The organism is Rahnella victoriana (genome assembly GCF_021276285.1).
Taxonomy (GTDB): Bacteria; Pseudomonadota; Gammaproteobacteria; order Enterobacterales; family Enterobacteriaceae; genus Rahnella; species Rahnella victoriana.
The window spans coordinates 4372349-4387938 of sequence record NZ_CP089919.1 but is presented as its reverse complement, the minus strand read 5'-3'; the positions used below and the strand labels follow the sequence as shown (position 1 = coordinate 4387938).

Sequence of the window (15590 nt, the reverse complement as noted above, 5' to 3'; positions counted from 1 at the left end):
CGATTGAACATATGCCCGCTTCTGCACTGCAGAATGCGAAGGGCAGCCAGACGCTTCTGGATGTCAAAGATTTACGTGTCACCTTTGAAACGCCTGACGGCGATGTCACGGCGGTTAACGATCTGAATTTCGACCTGCGTGCCGGTGAAACCTTAGGCATCGTCGGCGAATCCGGTTCCGGTAAATCCCAGACCGCGTTTGCCCTGATGGGCCTGCTGGCCAGCAATGGTCGCATCGGAGGTTCGGCGAAATTTAATGGTCGTGAAATCCTCAACCTGCCGCAAAACGAGCTGAACAAGCTGCGCGCAGAACAGATTTCGATGATTTTCCAGGATCCGATGACCTCTCTCAACCCGTACATGCGGGTCGGCGAGCAACTGATGGAAGTCCTGATCCTGCACAAAAAGATGAGCAAACGCGAAGCGTTTGAGGAATCCGTACGCATGCTGGATGCGGTGAAAATGCCGGAAGCCCGCAAGCGTATGAAGATGTTCCCGCATGAATTCTCCGGTGGTATGCGCCAGCGTGTGATGATTGCGATGGCATTGCTGTGCCGTCCAAAATTGCTGATTGCCGATGAGCCAACGACCGCCCTGGACGTGACCGTTCAGGCGCAGATCATGACCTTGCTTAATGAACTGAAGTCTGAGTTCAATACCGCCATTATCATGATTACCCACGATCTGGGTGTCGTCGCCGGGATCTGCGACAAGGTGCTGGTGATGTACGCGGGGCGTACGATGGAATATGGCCGTGCCCGCGATGTTTTTTATGAGCCGTGCCATCCGTATTCTATCGGTCTGCTCAATGCGGTTCCTCGTCTGGATGCTGAAGGCGGCGCGATGCTGACCATTCCGGGCAACCCGCCAAACCTGCTGCGTCTGCCAAAAGGCTGTCCGTTCCAGCCCCGCTGCCCGTATGCGATGGATATTTGCGCCTCAGCGCCACCGCTGGAGCGTTTCGGTGATGGTCGCCTGCGTGCCTGCTACAAGCCGCTGGAGGAACTGGTATGACAGACAACACAATCATGAACAGCGCGGCGATGAACACTCACGCCCCTGAGAAAAAAGTGCTGCTCGAAGTGGCCGATCTGAAGGTTCATTTCGACATCAAAGACGGAAAACAATGGTTCTGGCAGCCTTCGAAAACCCTGAAAGCGGTGGATGGTGTCACCCTGCGTCTTTATGAAGGTGAAACGCTGGGCGTGGTCGGTGAATCCGGTTGCGGTAAATCCACCTTTGCCCGTGCGCTGATTGGGCTGGTGAAAGCCACCGACGGTCGTGTGGCCTGGCTGGGCAAAGATCTGCTGAACATGTCGGATAACGAATGGCGCCACACGCGCAGCGATATCCAGATGATTTTCCAGGATCCGCTGGCGTCCCTTAATCCGCGTATGACCATCGGTGAAATCATTGCCGAGCCGCTGAAAACCTATAATCCGAAAATGCCTCGTCTTGAGGTGAAGGAAAAAGTGAAGGCAATGATGTTAAAGGTCGGGCTGCTGCCTAACCTGATTAACCGTTACCCGCACGAATTTTCCGGCGGTCAGTGTCAGCGTATTGGTATCGCGCGCGCCCTGATCCTTGAGCCGAAACTGATTATCTGTGATGAGCCGGTTTCTGCGCTGGATGTGTCCATTCAGGCGCAGGTCGTCAACCTGCTGCAACAACTGCAACGCGAGATGGGCTTATCCCTGATCTTCATCGCGCACGATCTGGCGGTGGTTAAACACATTTCCGATCGCGTTCTGGTGATGTACCTCGGGCATGCCGTCGAGCTGGGGACGTATGATGAGGTGTATAACAATCCTCAGCATCCGTATACCCGTGCGCTGATGTCTGCGGTGCCGGTGCCGGATCCGGATAAAGAGCGCAATAAAGTGATTCAGTTACTGGAAGGGGAGTTACCTTCGCCGATCAACCCGCCATCAGGCTGCGTGTTCCGTACCCGTTGCCCGATTGCCGGACCTGAATGTGCGGTGACCCGTCCGTTGCTGGAAGGCAGCTTCCGCCACGCGGTGTCCTGCCTGAAAGTCGATCCGCTCTGATTGTTTTCCTCAGACGCAATGCATAAAAAAACCTGCCAGTGGCAGGTTTTTTTTCGTCTTCGTTTTCTTTACGTATCGTTCTGCTACGTCATTCAGATGGGATTAAAGCTGCAATTGAATGAATCCCCGGAATCTGACTTATATCAGTGACCGGGGTGAATGAAAGCCGCCAACACAGCGCCAGTCTGAAGGACGACGGAGACGGTTATTCTTTCCAGAGGATATGGCAAAGCTTATGGTCTTTCTCGCGACACAAAAGAACACGGGCGAAAATATCATTGATTGGCTGATCTTCCGCGTCAGCCAGACCGATCACCACTTCAGCAAAGAAGTCCGGGTTCAGGTCGAAATCCACATGCTCAACCCAGTCTTCTGCCGGGTCATATAATTCAGCGCCGCCGCGTTCTTCAAATTGCAGATTGAAGATCAGGATATCTGCCGGATCAAGGTTATCTCCGGCCAGCTCCAGAAAGATGTCATAGGCTTGTTCAAGCGTTTCGTCTTCGGTCAGGCGATTATTCAGGTCCATATCATTCTCGTTTACAGATGAGTGTATTCTGGCTCTTGCAAGCCGGTACTGGGGGTATTACATCATGCCCGACGCGGCATTTACAGCAGCGGACTGAAAAAGTAGAACAAACGTTCGACGATGCGGTGCCAGAACGGGCGTTTAATCCAGGCTTCAACATCCAGCAGATGTGAGCGGGCAATGTAATCGTCCTGCACGCGCCCGAGATCATCACCAAAACCGGCATCGTCAATCACCAGTGTTATCTCAAAATTGAGCCACAGGCTGCGCATATCCAGATTCACGGTGCCCACCAGACTGAGCTGACCATCAACCAGCATACTTTTGGTATGCAGCAAGCCATCTTCAAACTGGTAAATTTTGACCCCGGCTTCCAGCAACTCGCCAAAGAATGATTTACTGGCCCAGCCTACCATCATCGAATCGTTTTTCATCGGCAGGATGATACTGACATCAACCCCGCGCTGTGCCGCAGTACAAATCGCATGTAACAAATCATCGCTGGGAACCAGATACGGCGTGGTCATCACCAGTCGCTCGCGGGCCGAGTAGGTGGCGGTCAGCAGTGCCTGGTGGATCATATCTTCCGGGAAGCCCGGACCGGAGGCGATAACCTGAATGGTATGGCCGCTCTCCTGTTCGAAGGGCATCTGATTGCTGTCAGGTTCCGGCGGCAGAATACGCACGCCGGTTTCAATTTCCCAGTCACAGGAATAGACAATGCCCATGGTGGTCGCGACGGGGCCTTCCATACGGGCCATCAGATCGATCCACTGACCGACCCCGGCATCCTGCTTGAAGAAACGCGGGTCGACCATGTTCATGCTGCCGGTATAGGCGACGTAGTTGTCGATCAGCACCACTTTACGGTGCTGACGCAAATCCATGCGGCGCAGGAACACACGGAACAAATTAACCTGCAAGGCTTCAACCACTTCAATACCGGCGTTGCGCATCATTGCCGGATAAGGACTGCGGAAAAAGGCGACACTGCCTGCGGAATCCAGCATCAGGCGGCAATGAATACCACGGCGCGAGGCGGCCATCAGCGATTCAGCGACCTGATCAACCAGACCGCCCGGCTGCCAGATATAGAACACCATCTCGATATTGCTGCGGGCCAGTTCGATATCGCGCATCATGGCATGAAGCACATCATCGCTGGTGGTCAGCAGTTGCAGCTGATTACCTTTTACGCCAGCGATGCCCTGACGGCGTTCGCACAGCTGGAAAAGTGAGGCGGCAATTTCACTGTTTTCGGTGGCAAAAATACGCTTGCAGTCTTTGAGATCATTCAGCCAGCGGGCGGTTGAAGGCCACATGGCTTTCGCCCGTTCAGCACGGCGTTTGCCTAAGTGCAGTTCACCAAACGACAGATAGGCAATAATACCGACCAGCGGAATGATGTAGATGATCAGCAACCATGCCATCGCGGAAGGAACCGCCCGGCGTTTCATCAGAATACGCAGGGTGACGCCGGCAATCAGTAACCAGTAACCGAAAACCAGAAGTCCGCTGATTACTGTATAAAATGTTGTCATAAAGGCGAAAAGTCCTGTTCGCAAGCCATTGGCGTGAGTGTACGTGAAAGGGGCAACCTTTTAACTAACTTTATCCGGCCAATCAATCGGCTACCTCTTAAATCGCTATCCGCTCAGTAAATTGCCACTGCCCTGACTTCAAGGTTAGCTGATAACGGGGAGAAAGGACAAAAACAAGACTTGGATCACACCGCCATCGGCCTATAATGTCCCCGCAGTTTTTTCCGCTAAAAGACACTTAAAGACATTCTTCCGTTAAAGAAGCAGCGACGGCATCACGGGACATAAGTGAATGAAACGCAGTAGAAATGAAGTTGGCCGGTGGCGGATGTTACGCCAGACTCAGCGCCGGAGAAGCCGCTGGCTGGAAGGTCAGTCAAGACGCTATCGTCACATCTATCGTATTCGCCAGATCCACCATCAGCAGCATCAGCGCCTGTCTTTGTATGCCGTTAACTACGAATGGAATGCCTGATTACCGGGATTTAGGCTGAAACAGCGCGCCACATTTTTTGCAGACTAGCGTTGAGTTTTTGCGCACTTTTGCACTCATCTGTTCGGCAACATAACCGCATTCCGGGCAGGTGACCTTGGTGGTCGTACTGGTTAGAAACTTCAATCCGTCGAAGAATGACATATTGCTTACCTCATGGGCAGGGGTAAGCATCCTAGCACACAAGCGATGAAAGCAATGTGACGGCATTCGGGGAAATCGCGCCATGGGCATCATGCTATGGCGCGGGATGGCAGAAATCAGTCGAAAAGCTCTGAAAGGAAACTCTTCTTTTTATAAGGTTTTTGCGAGGAATAATGCCCGCGATTGTCGTAATTGCCTTGCGGGCGGTGATCGTCCCGGCGGTCGCGTTCCTCGTAGCGCGGCGTTGCTGGCCGCTCTGCGGACTGCGATGCAGCCGATTTCTCGATGATTTTATCCAGCTCACCGCGATCCAGCCACACTCCGCGACAGTCAGGACAATAATCGATTTCAATGCCCTGACGTTCGGACATCACCAGCTGACTTTCTTTGCATACCGGACATTGCATATCAGGTTCTCCGCTCAACGGTTAAAGAAATAGGGCGCAGGTAAGTGTGTGAGTAACCGGATATTTAGACAATCAACTGACGTAAGCAAAAGTAAAGTTGATTAAAGAGTGGCACGGCGGGGGAGGCAGGGCATCGGGCAGTTCGGAAAACTGCCCGCAAAACATCAGAATACGCGTTTGAATGGCTTCACGGTGACGGATTTGTACACGCCTGCCGCGACGTAAGGATCCGCATCAGCCCAGATTTTGGCGTCTTCCAGCGTTTCAAACTCAACCACCAGCAGGGAACCTGTCATCCCTGCCGCGCCCGGATCTTCGCTGTCGATGGCAGGCGTCGGCCCGGCAATCAGCACGCGGCCTTGCTCGTGCAGGTTTTTCAGGCGTTCGATATGAGCAGGGCGGGCAGCAGCGCGTTTTTCCAGTGAATCTGATACATCTTCAGAATAAATCACGTAAAGCATGAGTCACCTATCAATGGGTTTATGAAGTCTTGTGCGGCAGCCTGTGGCCGCCTGACGATTTTACAGAATTAACATAGCTAAACCTGAAGCCGGGGGAAAGCGCTTTGCGTGGGATCAAAGCAAAGGTTATTTGAGAATAGTTGTCATCTCGGTGTTGAATATGATTGCTATTTACATTTAAACTTGCGGCTTCACGGGGAAAATGAATCATTATGCCGCTAAAAAAGTTTAGATTTATCCGCAAGGTGACGGTGCCTGTCGCGCTGGCTGTCAGTTTACATGTCGCTGTTATCGCTGGCGTGTTGTATATGACGGTCGGCGAGTCAATAAAATTACCGAGCCAGGATCAGAAAGTGATGAGTGTGACGATGGTCAATCCGGCGGATTTTGCGCCCCCACCGCCGCCGCCTCAGCCTGAACCGACGCCGCCGCAACCTGAGCCTGAGCCGGAAGTGGTGCCTGAGCCGCCACCGCCGCCGGAAGCCGTGGTCATTCCGGAACCGCCGAAGCCTAAGCCGAAACCGGTGAAAAAGCCGGTGGTGAAACCGAAGGTGAAGCCGGTTGAACGTCCGGTAGAAAGACCGACCCAGACAGTCCAGACGCCGGTGACCAGTAATCAGCCACTGACCAAACCGGTGAGTCAGCCACCTGCGTCTTCCAATGCCAAGAGCGACACCGGGCCGCGACCGTTGCAGCGCGGACAGCCGGGTTATCCGGCTCGTGCGCTGGCGTTACGCATTGAAGGCCGTGTACGCGTGCAGTTCGATGTGGACAGCGATGGCCGCGTGCAGAATATCCGGGTGCTGTCAGCCGAACCGCGCAATATGTTTGAGCGTGAGGTAAAACAGGCGATGAACAAGTGGCGCTATGAACCTAAAGCGGCCAGCAACTTAATCGTGAATCTGGTGTTCAAAATTAAAGGCGGCACTTCTGTCGAGTAAGCCGACACCGCGGTGTTTGCCCCAATAAAAAAGGTCGCCTCTGAAGGGCGACCTTTTTGCTTTCTGAAGACCCGGTTCGTCACTCAGTCCTGAGAAACGCCTTCCGAGTCGACACTGAAATTGCTGCGTCCGTCAGGTAACTGGCGCGATTTGCCTTCGTCATCGACGGCTACATAGGTAAACACCGCCTCAGTGGCTCTGTAACGCTGTCCTATCGGCTCGGAAGAGACTTTCTTCACCCACACCTCAACATTGATGGTAATCGAGCTGTTGCCGGTACGGATGCAGCGTGCGTAACAGCACACCACATCACCGACGGCCACCGGCTTGAGGAAGGTCATCCCGTCAACACGCACAGTCACCACACGACCCTTGGCGATTTCCTTCGCCTGGATCGCGCCGCCCATATCCATTTGCGACATCAGCCAGCCGCCGAAGATATCACCGTTTGCATTGGTGTCAGCCGGCATTGCCAGCGTACGCAGAACCATTTCACCATTGGGTAAGCTATGTTTTTCGTTCATACGATAAAATTCACAGTGCTCAACAAACTGAAAAAGTAAGGCCTTTCAAAGAAAGGCCCGTGCAGAAGAATGCTTATTTTTTTTCATCATCCGGCATATGCCGGTAAATATAGACGCCGCTTAACAAAGTGAAGACCAGCGTCAGCGCGGTCAGACCAAACACCTTGAAATTGACCCAGATGTTTTGCGGCAACCAGAACGCCACATAAATATTGGCCAGACCGCACAGCAGGAAAAAGATCGCCCAGCTGATGTTCAGTTTATTCCAGACATGATCCGGCAACGTCAGTTCTTTGCCGAGCATACGCTGGATTAACGGCTTTTTCAGCACCAGCTGACTGATCAGCAATGCGCCGGAGAAAAGCACATAAATGACAGTCACTTTCCATTTAATGAATTCATCATTATGGAATACCAGTGTCAGGGTGCCGAAAACCGCCACCATTGCGAAGGTGATCAGCGTCATCTTCTCAATTTTGCGGTACAGAACCCAGGTAATGATTAACGCTAACGCGGTGGCCGCGATCAACGCGCCCGATGCGACAAAAATGTCGTAAAGCTTATAAACCACAAAAAAGACAATCAGGGGAAGAAAATCGAGGAGCTGCTTCATACTTCATTCCATGTTTTATGTATGGGATGACTATACCGGATTCAAATCGCGGACAAAAGAAAAGGGCGCCGGAGCGCCCCTGAAAAACGTATGTCTATATTATGCTTGTAATTTCATGTAAAGACGGAACATATAAATCAGCATAAAGGCGCTGATCATGTTGCTTAATGCGCCGAGGATCACCGCACCGAGCATCGGATTTAACGCGCTCAGTACGCCAACAAACAGCATCAGAACCACCTGAGCCACGATCCACAGCATCATCGCCGGCGCAACCAGACGCACATTACTGAAGGATAACCGGGTACTCATGCCCAGCGCGCGAAAGACGCCGACATTCTCTTTACAGGCAATCACCGGCGACATCGCCCAGGCGATGGCCACCAGGAAAGCAGGCACCAGCAGCAGCGCAAGACCGAAGCGGAACATAATGCTGCAAATAAACAGCAGGATGATCAGACGCGGCAGCACCGGCAGCGACGCGGTCATGACCTGAACAACACTGGCCCGAACGCCCTGAGACACCAGCTGAACCAGCGTTAGTACGCCCCCGACCAGAATGACATTCCCGGCCAGTGTGGAAAACAGCGCCGCCAGGCTGTAACGGAAAATCGCGCTTTGCTGCTCAGGCGTGATCTGCTGTTCAAGATACCCCATCATATCGCCGACGCTCATCCCCGTGATATTGCTCATCAGTTGCCCGATAGCGTCGACCTGCTCTGCGGAAGGACTCAATATCCAGCTCAAAATGACGGTAATTAATGCGGCCAGAACGGACAGCGCGAAAACGCTACCCAACTGATTACGCATAAAATTATAACTGTCACGGTACAATGTACTGGCCGTGATAGACATGGACGCTCCTTGGCAAAAAGCAAAAATCAATAAGGCGGCGATTGTACCCTTTAAATGGCCCCCGCCGATAGTTTTGCGCTGACTTCCTGTCAATCTGCCTGATGAATCTCTGCTTATACGCAGGTGACATGCCACAGATCTGACGGTGTGGCATCCATCTCCAGCGGCGGCAGACCATATTGTGCACGCGCGCGGTCACAGGCGGAATTGGCGACGCCATTCAATCCAGACTGATTGAACTCCCGGCACGGTGACGGGCGGTTAAGGTAAACGGAGCAGGAAACCGACTGTCCCACTTCACCTTTCAGGGCGATGCAGCGCGGGCGTTTACTGTTCGTGCCCTGCATACAACTCATAAAAGGAGTGACCTGCTCGGTCAAAGCTTGCGGAACCACGCCGCCGGCCTCTTCAGATTCAGCCCAATAAAATGAAACGCGGAAATAGGCGCAGCACGCGCCACAGGTCATACAGGGATTGTTAATTTCGCTCATCTTGGGAAGCCACCGACTCCTTACGGCACCAAACCAAAACCAACAGTGAACAAGCAAAGTACGCAGCGTCATTTTTTTTAGCAACTGAAATATCACCTGTTAACAAAACAACAAAATCTCCTCATTTTTGATGCAGATCAATTCCTTTGTTTTTATAGATTTAGATCGCTTTGCGGAAGATGCATTTTCTGACTTTTTGTTTTAAAGATGTGATCCGGCATTGATCAAACCATACCAAAGAGTAGGTATCATTCGCGCGGTTGATAAATAATCCACACAAAGGAAAGGGATAATGAAAGCAGCATATTGGGCATTAGTCGCAGCAGCGGCATTTCCGGCAGTCGCGAGTGCACATCAGGCAGGGGATGTGATTTTTCGTGTAGGGACAGCGACCGTTCGTCCAACCGAAGGGTCAGACAACGTGCTGGGGCTGGGATCGTTTAATATCAATAATAATACTCAGATGGGGTTAACGCTGGGGTACATGTTTACCGACAATATCGGGATGGAGTTACTGGCCGCCACGCCGTTCCAGCATAAAGTCGGACTGAAAAGCACCGGCACCATTGCGGAAGTGAAACAGTTACCTCCGTCCCTGATGGCGCAGTATTACTTCGGTGACAGGCAGGACAAATTGCGTCCGTACCTCGGTGTGGGCATCAACTACACCACGTTCTTCGACACAGATTTCAACCAGACCGGGCGCGATGCCGGGCTGTCTGATTTAAGCGTCAAAGATTCCTGGGGTGTGGCCACCCAGGCCGGTCTCGATTACAACCTGGACGACAACTGGTTAATCAACATGTCTGTCTGGTGGATGGATATTGATACCGAGGTGAAATTCAAAGCCGGTGGTGAGCAGCAAAACATCAACACCCGGATCGATCCCTGGGTCTTTATGTTTGGCGTCGGCTATCGTTTCTGAGTCTTCAGCCCGCGCATAAAAAAAGAGGCGCTTCTGCGCCTCTTCGCTGTGTCACCCGTTTTGTTTCAGGCTACTTCACCCGCATGTCATTCTCAATCGAACGAACCCCGGCCACGCCGCGCGTCACTTCTACCGCACGGTTCGCATCTGCTGTCGAGGTGACAAAACCACTCAGCTGAACACGGCCTTTAAAGGTCTCGACGCTGATTTCCGTGGACTTGATGGTCTTATCTGCCAGCAGCGCGGATTTCACTTTGGTGGTGACCACGGTGTCATCAATGTAGCCACCGGTTCCTTCTGATTTTTTGGTAGGCGCACAGGCTGCAACGGCCATGACCACAACAGCTGCCATGCAGAATGCGGACAATGTTTTGAATAGCTTCATAAATAACTCTCCATGCTTTGTTATAAAACCAAAAGAAACGACCTGCAGACACTCAGACAGGCGATAGCCGCAATGGCCGTATTATCATAGGCCTGATGAGTAGTTTGAGTTTGGTTTATTGATGGCGTTAATACAAATAAATCGAAGTAAAAAAGCGTAAGAATTTAAAAAGAAACAGAACGTTAGCGGGTTCAGCCACGAACGTTCTGTTCAGGGGAGGTTATGCGCGGGTGGCGGCTTTCATTTCACTGACGAAACGGGAAAGCTGTGCCAGCATTTCTGAAGGCTGATGTTGATTGTTTTCGATGATACGCACCGTCGCCGAGCCGGAAATCGCGCCCGCCGCACCGGCAGCCAGGGTTTCCTTCACCTGTGAAGGTTCGGAAATCCCAAAGCCCTGCAATGGCGGTGCCGCGTTATATTCACGAAGCTTATCAACCAGATGATTCAGCGGAGTCAGCGCACGTTTTTCCGTCCCCGTTACGCCTGCGCGGGACAGCAGATAGGTATAACCCCGGCCATGAGAGGAAATCTCACGCAGCAAATCATCGGATGCATTCGGCGGGCAGATGAAGATTGGCGCGATACCGTGGCGCAATGCGGCTGCACGGAACGGCGCGGATTCTTCAAATGGCACGTCGGCAACCAGCACGGAATCCACACCCACTTCGGCGCAACGCTGATAGAAGGTTTCGATGCCGTTGTGGAAGACCAGATTGGCGTACATCAGCAGACCAATCGGAATATCAGGATGCTTTTCGCGGATGCGCGCCAGCATGTTGAAACACTGCGTCGGCGTCACACCGGCGGCGAAAGCGCGCAGGTTGGCGTTCTGGATTGTCGGGCCATCCGCCAGCGGATCAGAGAACGGAATGCCCAGTTCCAGCGCATCGGCACCGGCTTCAATCAGCGTGTCGATAATGGACAGTGACAGCTCAACGCCCGGATCGCCCAGCGTAACGAAAGGAACAAATGCGCCTTCTTTTTTGCTTTCCAGACGCTTGAATAATTGCTGATAACGTTCCATTAAATTTCTCCCCGGGCAGTCAGGATGTCATGTACGGTGAAAATATCTTTGTCGCCGCGGCCGGACAGGTTCACCACCAGAATTTGTTCTTTCTCCGGGGTTTCCTTGATCAGTTTCAGCGCGTAAGCCAGCGCATGTGACGATTCCAGCGCAGGAATGATCCCTTCGTGACGGGACAGTTCTTTAAAGGCTTCCAGGGCTTCATCATCGGTAATCGACACGTATTCCGCGCGGCCGGTGCTGTTGAGGAAGGCGTGCTGCGGGCCAACCGACGGGAAATCCAGACCGGCAGAGATAGAGTAGGATTCCTCAATCTGGCCTTCGGAGGTTTGCATCATCGGCGCTTTCATACCGAAATAAATACCGACGTGACCGTGTTTCAGCGGCGCGCCGTGCTGTCCGGTTTCAATGCCGAGACCGGCAGGTTCGACACCGATCAGCTTCACGCTGGTCTCGTCAATGAAATCAGCAAACATGCCGATGGCGTTGGAACCGCCGCCCACGCAGGCGATCACCGCATCTGGCAGACAGCCTTCGCGTTCCTGCATTTGTGCTTTGGTTTCCTCACCGATCATGCGCTGGAATTCACGCACAATGGTCGGATAAGGGTGCGGACCCGCCGCCGTCCCCAGCATGTAGTGGGATTTTTCGTAGCTGCCGGACCAGTCGCGCAGCGCCTCATTACAGGCATCTTTCAGCGTGGAAGAACCGCTGTGTACCGGGATCACTTCCGCCCCCATCAGACGCATACGGAACACGTTTGGCGACTGACGCTCAATGTCTTTCGCGCCCATATAAATACGGCATTTCAGGCCGAGCAGGGCACAGGCCAGTGCTGAGGCCACGCCGTGCTGACCGGCACCGGTCTCGGCGATAATTTCAGTTTTGCCCATGCGTTTAGCCAGTAACGCCTGACCCAACACCTGGTTCGTTTTGTGCGCGCCGCCGTGCAGCAAATCTTCACGCTTGAGGTACAGCCTGGTTTTGGTTCCGGCGGTCAGATTTTTGCACAGCGTCAGTGCTGTCGGGCGACCAGCATAGTTTTTCAGCAGATCAATGAATTCAGCCTGAAACTCCGGGTCGCGCTGCGCGCTGACAAAAGCTTCTTCCAGCTGGGCCAGCGCAGGCATCAGAATTTGCGGTACATACTGGCCGCCAAATTCGCCGAAGTAGGGATTAAGTAAAGTCATGTTATTCCGTCCTGTCTGTCAATTTTTGCGTCATTGCGTGCGGCTTAATACGCCCGCAATGTCTGGAATACGGCGGTAATTTTTTCGGCATCTTTGATGCCCGGCTCACTTTCAACACCGGAGTTGAAATCCAGCCCTGCACAACCGAGCTGTGCAGCTTCGACACAATTGTCGGCGCTCAGTCCGCCAGCCAGCAGTACGTTGCTCAGATCCTGCCCGGCCAGCTTGCTCCAGTCGAAACGATAACCGGTGCCGCCTTTACCGTTGTCGAGCACATAGCGGTCGACATGATTCAGATCGCGTGCCGGCATCGTGTCTTTAACACTCAGCGCTTTCCAGATCTGAACGGACTGCGGTAATGCGCTGCGTAACGCGTCGATGTACGCCTGATTTTCATCGCCGTGAAGCTGCACGGCAGTCAGGGCTAATGCTTTCGCTGTTTCTGCCACGGTATTCAGGTCTTCATCCCGGAACACGCCGACATACTTCAGCGGTGCGCCGTTCTGTACTTCTTTCGCCAGCGTGTGGGTCACAAAGCGCGGCGAGGTGTCGACGAAAATCAGTCCGCCATAAATAGCCCCTGCGTCGTGCGCGGCTTTGGCATCCTGCGGGCGGGTCAGACCGCACACTTTATTATCACCCAGCAACACGCGCCGGACGGCGCTGCTGAGGTTTTGTTCTGACATCAGTGCGCTGCCAATCAGGAAACCATTGGCGAAGCGGCTGAGTTCGCGGATTTGTCCGTAGGTGTTAATGCCCGATTCGCTGATGACTGTGACACCATGCGGCACACGCGGTGCCAGTTCACGCGTGCGGTTCAGGTCGATGGATAAATCGCGCAGATCGCGGTTATTGATACCGACCACTTTCGCTTTCAGCTTCACGGCGCGATCCAGTTCTTCTTCATTACTGGCTTCGGTCAGCACGCCCATATTCAGGCTGTGAGCGACGGCGGCCAGCTGAACGTACTGATCATCATCGAGTACGGAAAGCATCAGTAAAATCGCATCGGCCTGATAAAAACGGGCCAGATGGATCTGATACGGGTCGATAATAAAATCTTTGCACAGCACCGGCTGCGTGACGGTTTTGCTCACCAGCGGCAGGAAATCAAAACTGCCCTGGAAATATTTCTCATCGGTTAATACCGAAATAGCGGAAGCGTAGTCTTTATAAACGCTGGCGATTTCTACCGGATCGAAGTTCTCGCGGATCTTGCCTTTCGACGGAGACGCTTGTTTGCACTCCAGAATGAAGGCCGTTCTAGCCCCTTGCAGGGCATGGTAGAAACTGCGCTGGCTCTGAGTTATTTCGTTCTGAAAGCTGGCCAGCGGTTGTTGTTCTTTGCGTGCCGCGACCCAAACTTCCTTATCGCGAACAATTTTGTGGAGCACGGTTTCCTGCTGCATCACTTATCCTCTTGCTGCCAATGCCAACACGCGCTGGTAAGGTTCACCGCTGCGCATGACGGCCAAAGCCTGTTGTGCGTTTTGCTTTAAGTCTTCCTGACCGAACAGACGCAGTAACATCGCCACATTGACGGCTACCGCGGCTTCATGGGCCGGATCTCCTTTACCTTGTAATAAGCGTGCCAGAATGTCACGGTTTTCTTCCGGCTCGCCGCCCAGCAAGGATTCAATCGGATAATTATCCAGACCGAAGTCCTGCGGGGTCAGTTCATAAGTGGTAATTTTGCCGTCTTTTAGCTCGGCAACCTGTGTGGCTGCGTGGATTGCCACTTCATCCATTCCGCCGCCGTGAACCACTGCCGCACGCTCATAACCCAGCGCACGCAATGTTTCGGCAATCGGCTGCACCAGTTCCGGGCTGTATACGCCAATCAGCGCCAGCGGCGGACGTGCCGGATTAATCAGCGGACCCAGCACGTTAAACAGCGTGCGGGTTTTCAGGGATTTACGTACCGGCATCGCATGACGAAAACCGGTGTGGTATTGCGGGGCGAACAGGAAACACACGCCCAGATCATCAAGCGCCGCACGGGATTGTTCCGCAGGCATATCCAGACGGATGCCAAACGCGGCCAGTAAATCCGACGAGCCCGAACGGCTGGACACGCTGCGGTTGCCGTGTTTTGCCACCCGTGCGCCACAGGCCGCCGCCACAAAGGCGCTGGCGGTAGAAATGTTGATGCTGTTGGTGCCGTCGCCGCCGGTGCCGACAATGTCCGCGAACGGATAATCGGGGCGCGGGAACGGCTCGGCGTGTGCCAGTAACGCTTTGGCCGCTCCGGCGATTTCAGCCGGTTGCTCGCCACGCACTTTCATGCTGATTAATGCACCGGCCAGTTGCGCCGGTTCCAGTTCGCCATTCACGATGGCGGTAAATAACTGCTGGCTTTCTTCCTGTGTCATCGTCTGAGCGCGGAACAGATTTTCGAGAATGCCGGGAATAGTTTGCGTTTGCATGACAGTTCTCCTTACGCCAAAGCCCAGGCCAGTGTCTGCTCAAGCAGACGGGCGCCCTGTGAAGTTAAAATGGATTCCGGATGGAACTGGAAACCGCAGACGCGATCTTCTTCGTGACGCACTGCCATGACCATGTCACCGAAACGGGCGTTAACGGTCAGCCCGTCAGGGATCTGGCTGCCCACCAGCGAGTGATAACGCGCCACCGGCAGCGGATTGTTCATACCGGCAAACATCGCTTCGTTGTCATGGGTAACAGATGAGGCTTTACCGTGCAGGATTTCACCGGCCTGGCCGACGAAACCGCCATACGTTTCCACAATCGCCTGATGGCCGAGACAGATACCGATAATCGGCAACTGACCGCGCAGACGTTTCAGCAATTCCGGCATGCAACCGGCTTCGGACGGCGTACCCGGTCCCGGCGAAAGCATCAGCACCGGTTTTTCCAGCTGGCTGAGTTTTTCGATAATCACGTCAGCCGGGATCTGATTGCGGTAAATCACCACGTTGTGGCCGCTGGAACGCAGCTGATCGACAAGGTTGTAAGTAAAGGAATCGACGTTATCGATAAGTAAGATATCGGCCATC

At 53.4% G+C, this 15590-nt stretch carries 18 protein-coding genes and 1 pseudogene; 5 read left to right on the top strand and 14 right to left on the bottom strand.

The features are described 5' to 3' along the window. Positions 1-11: 11 nt before the first annotated feature. On the top strand, positions 12-1013 hold the full coding sequence (oppD, locus tag J9880_RS20155) for an ABC transporter ATP-binding protein (protein ID WP_195817028.1): 1002 nt from the start codon (positions 12-14) through the stop codon (positions 1011-1013). Between the two features lie 29 nt (positions 1014-1042). After that, on the top strand, positions 1043-2047 hold the full coding sequence (gene oppF / locus J9880_RS20150) for a murein tripeptide/oligopeptide ABC transporter ATP binding protein OppF (protein WP_095925114.1): 1005 nt from the start codon (positions 1043-1045) through the stop codon (positions 2045-2047). 205 nt (positions 2048-2252) lie between these two features. Here oppF and J9880_RS20145 read toward each other — a convergent pair whose 3' ends face one another. Together J9880_RS20145 and cls are read right to left on the bottom strand one after the other, a co-directional pair. Beyond that, complete coding sequence (locus tag J9880_RS20145) at positions 2253-2576, bottom strand: HI1450 family dsDNA-mimic protein (RefSeq protein ID WP_013575941.1); 324 nt, start codon at positions 2574-2576, stop codon at positions 2253-2255. An 80-nt stretch (positions 2577-2656) separates the two neighbouring features. Continuing rightward, complete coding sequence (gene cls / locus J9880_RS20140; RefSeq protein ID WP_095921645.1) at positions 2657-4117, bottom strand: cardiolipin synthase; 1461 nt, start codon at positions 4115-4117, stop codon at positions 2657-2659. A 292-nt stretch (positions 4118-4409) separates the two neighbouring features. Between cls and J9880_RS20135 the strand changes: the two genes are divergently transcribed. Further along, positions 4410-4592: a YciY family protein gene (locus J9880_RS20135; protein WP_095921646.1), complete on the top strand. Its 183-nt coding sequence runs from the start codon at positions 4410-4412 to the stop codon at positions 4590-4592. Here the strand turns inward: J9880_RS20135 and J9880_RS20130 are convergent, their stop codons facing one another. The 3 genes from J9880_RS20130 to J9880_RS20120 all read right to left on the bottom strand — a co-directional run bounded on the left by J9880_RS20130 (position 4593) and on the right by J9880_RS20120 (position 5622). Continuing rightward, positions 4593-4754, bottom strand: a complete 162-nt coding sequence (locus J9880_RS20130; protein ID WP_162928688.1) for a YnfU family zinc-binding protein — start codon at positions 4752-4754, stop codon at positions 4593-4595. 116 nt (positions 4755-4870) lie between these two features. Beyond that, complete coding sequence (locus J9880_RS20125) at positions 4871-5161, bottom strand: TFIIB-type zinc ribbon-containing protein (RefSeq protein ID WP_095921647.1); 291 nt, start codon at positions 5159-5161, stop codon at positions 4871-4873. A gap of 164 nt (positions 5162-5325) precedes the next feature. Next, positions 5326-5622: a YciI family protein gene (locus tag J9880_RS20120; RefSeq protein WP_119827363.1), complete on the bottom strand. Its 297-nt coding sequence runs from the start codon at positions 5620-5622 to the stop codon at positions 5326-5328. A gap of 212 nt (positions 5623-5834) precedes the next feature. Here J9880_RS20120 and J9880_RS20115 point away from each other — a divergent pair, with 212 nt between their 5' ends. Then, the gene (locus J9880_RS20115; RefSeq protein ID WP_119827361.1) at positions 5835-6563 is read left to right on the top strand and encodes an energy transducer TonB; all 729 of its coding nucleotides are present in this window, start codon (positions 5835-5837) and stop codon (positions 6561-6563) included. 83 nt (positions 6564-6646) lie between these two features. Here the strand turns inward: J9880_RS20115 and yciA are convergent, their stop codons facing one another. The 4 genes from yciA to J9880_RS20095 all read right to left on the bottom strand — a co-directional run bounded on the left by yciA (position 6647) and on the right by J9880_RS20095 (position 9046). After that, positions 6647-7087 carry an acyl-CoA thioester hydrolase YciA gene (gene yciA / locus J9880_RS20110; RefSeq protein ID WP_095921650.1) on the bottom strand — a complete coding sequence of 147 codons (441 nt, stop codon included), beginning with the start codon at positions 7085-7087 and terminating at the stop codon, positions 6647-6649. A gap of 73 nt (positions 7088-7160) precedes the next feature. Continuing rightward, on the bottom strand, positions 7161-7700 hold the full coding sequence (locus J9880_RS20105; RefSeq protein WP_095921651.1) for a septation protein A: 540 nt from the start codon (positions 7698-7700) through the stop codon (positions 7161-7163). Positions 7701-7799: 99 nt separating this feature from the next. Next, on the bottom strand, positions 7800-8555 hold the full coding sequence (locus J9880_RS20100; protein ID WP_232769842.1) for a YciC family protein: 756 nt from the start codon (positions 8553-8555) through the stop codon (positions 7800-7802). A 113-nt stretch (positions 8556-8668) separates the two neighbouring features. Then, positions 8669-9046 carry a YkgJ family cysteine cluster protein gene (locus J9880_RS20095; RefSeq protein ID WP_095921653.1) on the bottom strand — a complete coding sequence of 126 codons (378 nt, stop codon included), beginning with the start codon at positions 9044-9046 and terminating at the stop codon, positions 8669-8671. 292 nt (positions 9047-9338) lie between these two features. On the opposite strand from J9880_RS20095, the gene ompW reads away from it, so the two are divergent. Then, positions 9339-9971, top strand: coding sequence for an outer membrane protein OmpW (gene ompW / locus J9880_RS20090; protein WP_095921654.1), 633 nt, complete (start codon positions 9339-9341; stop codon positions 9969-9971). Between the two features lie 70 nt (positions 9972-10041). Here ompW and J9880_RS20085 read toward each other — a convergent pair whose 3' ends face one another. The 5 genes and pseudogenes from J9880_RS20085 to trpD all read right to left on the bottom strand — a co-directional run bounded on the left by J9880_RS20085 (position 10042) and on the right by trpD (position 15589). Beyond that, complete coding sequence (locus J9880_RS20085; protein WP_095921655.1) at positions 10042-10356, bottom strand: BON domain-containing protein; 315 nt, start codon at positions 10354-10356, stop codon at positions 10042-10044. A gap of 220 nt (positions 10357-10576) precedes the next feature. Continuing rightward, positions 10577-11383, bottom strand: a complete 807-nt coding sequence (trpA, locus tag J9880_RS20080) for a tryptophan synthase subunit alpha (protein WP_095921656.1) — start codon at positions 11381-11383, stop codon at positions 10577-10579. Beyond that, complete coding sequence (gene trpB / locus J9880_RS20075; RefSeq protein ID WP_095921657.1) at positions 11383-12573, bottom strand: tryptophan synthase subunit beta; 1191 nt, start codon at positions 12571-12573, stop codon at positions 11383-11385. The genes trpA and trpB overlap by 1 nt, the downstream gene beginning before the upstream one ends. Before the next feature lie 44 nt (positions 12574-12617). Beyond that, positions 12618-13982 (bottom strand): bifunctional indole-3-glycerol-phosphate synthase TrpC/phosphoribosylanthranilate isomerase TrpF, encoded by a 1365-nt coding sequence (gene trpCF, locus J9880_RS20070; RefSeq protein WP_119827359.1) that lies wholly within the window; start codon positions 13980-13982, stop codon positions 12618-12620. 3 nt (positions 13983-13985) lie between these two features. Continuing rightward, positions 13986-15589: pseudogene (gene trpD / locus J9880_RS20065) on the bottom strand (bifunctional anthranilate synthase glutamate amidotransferase component TrpG/anthranilate phosphoribosyltransferase TrpD). Position 15590 lies beyond the last annotated feature (1 nt).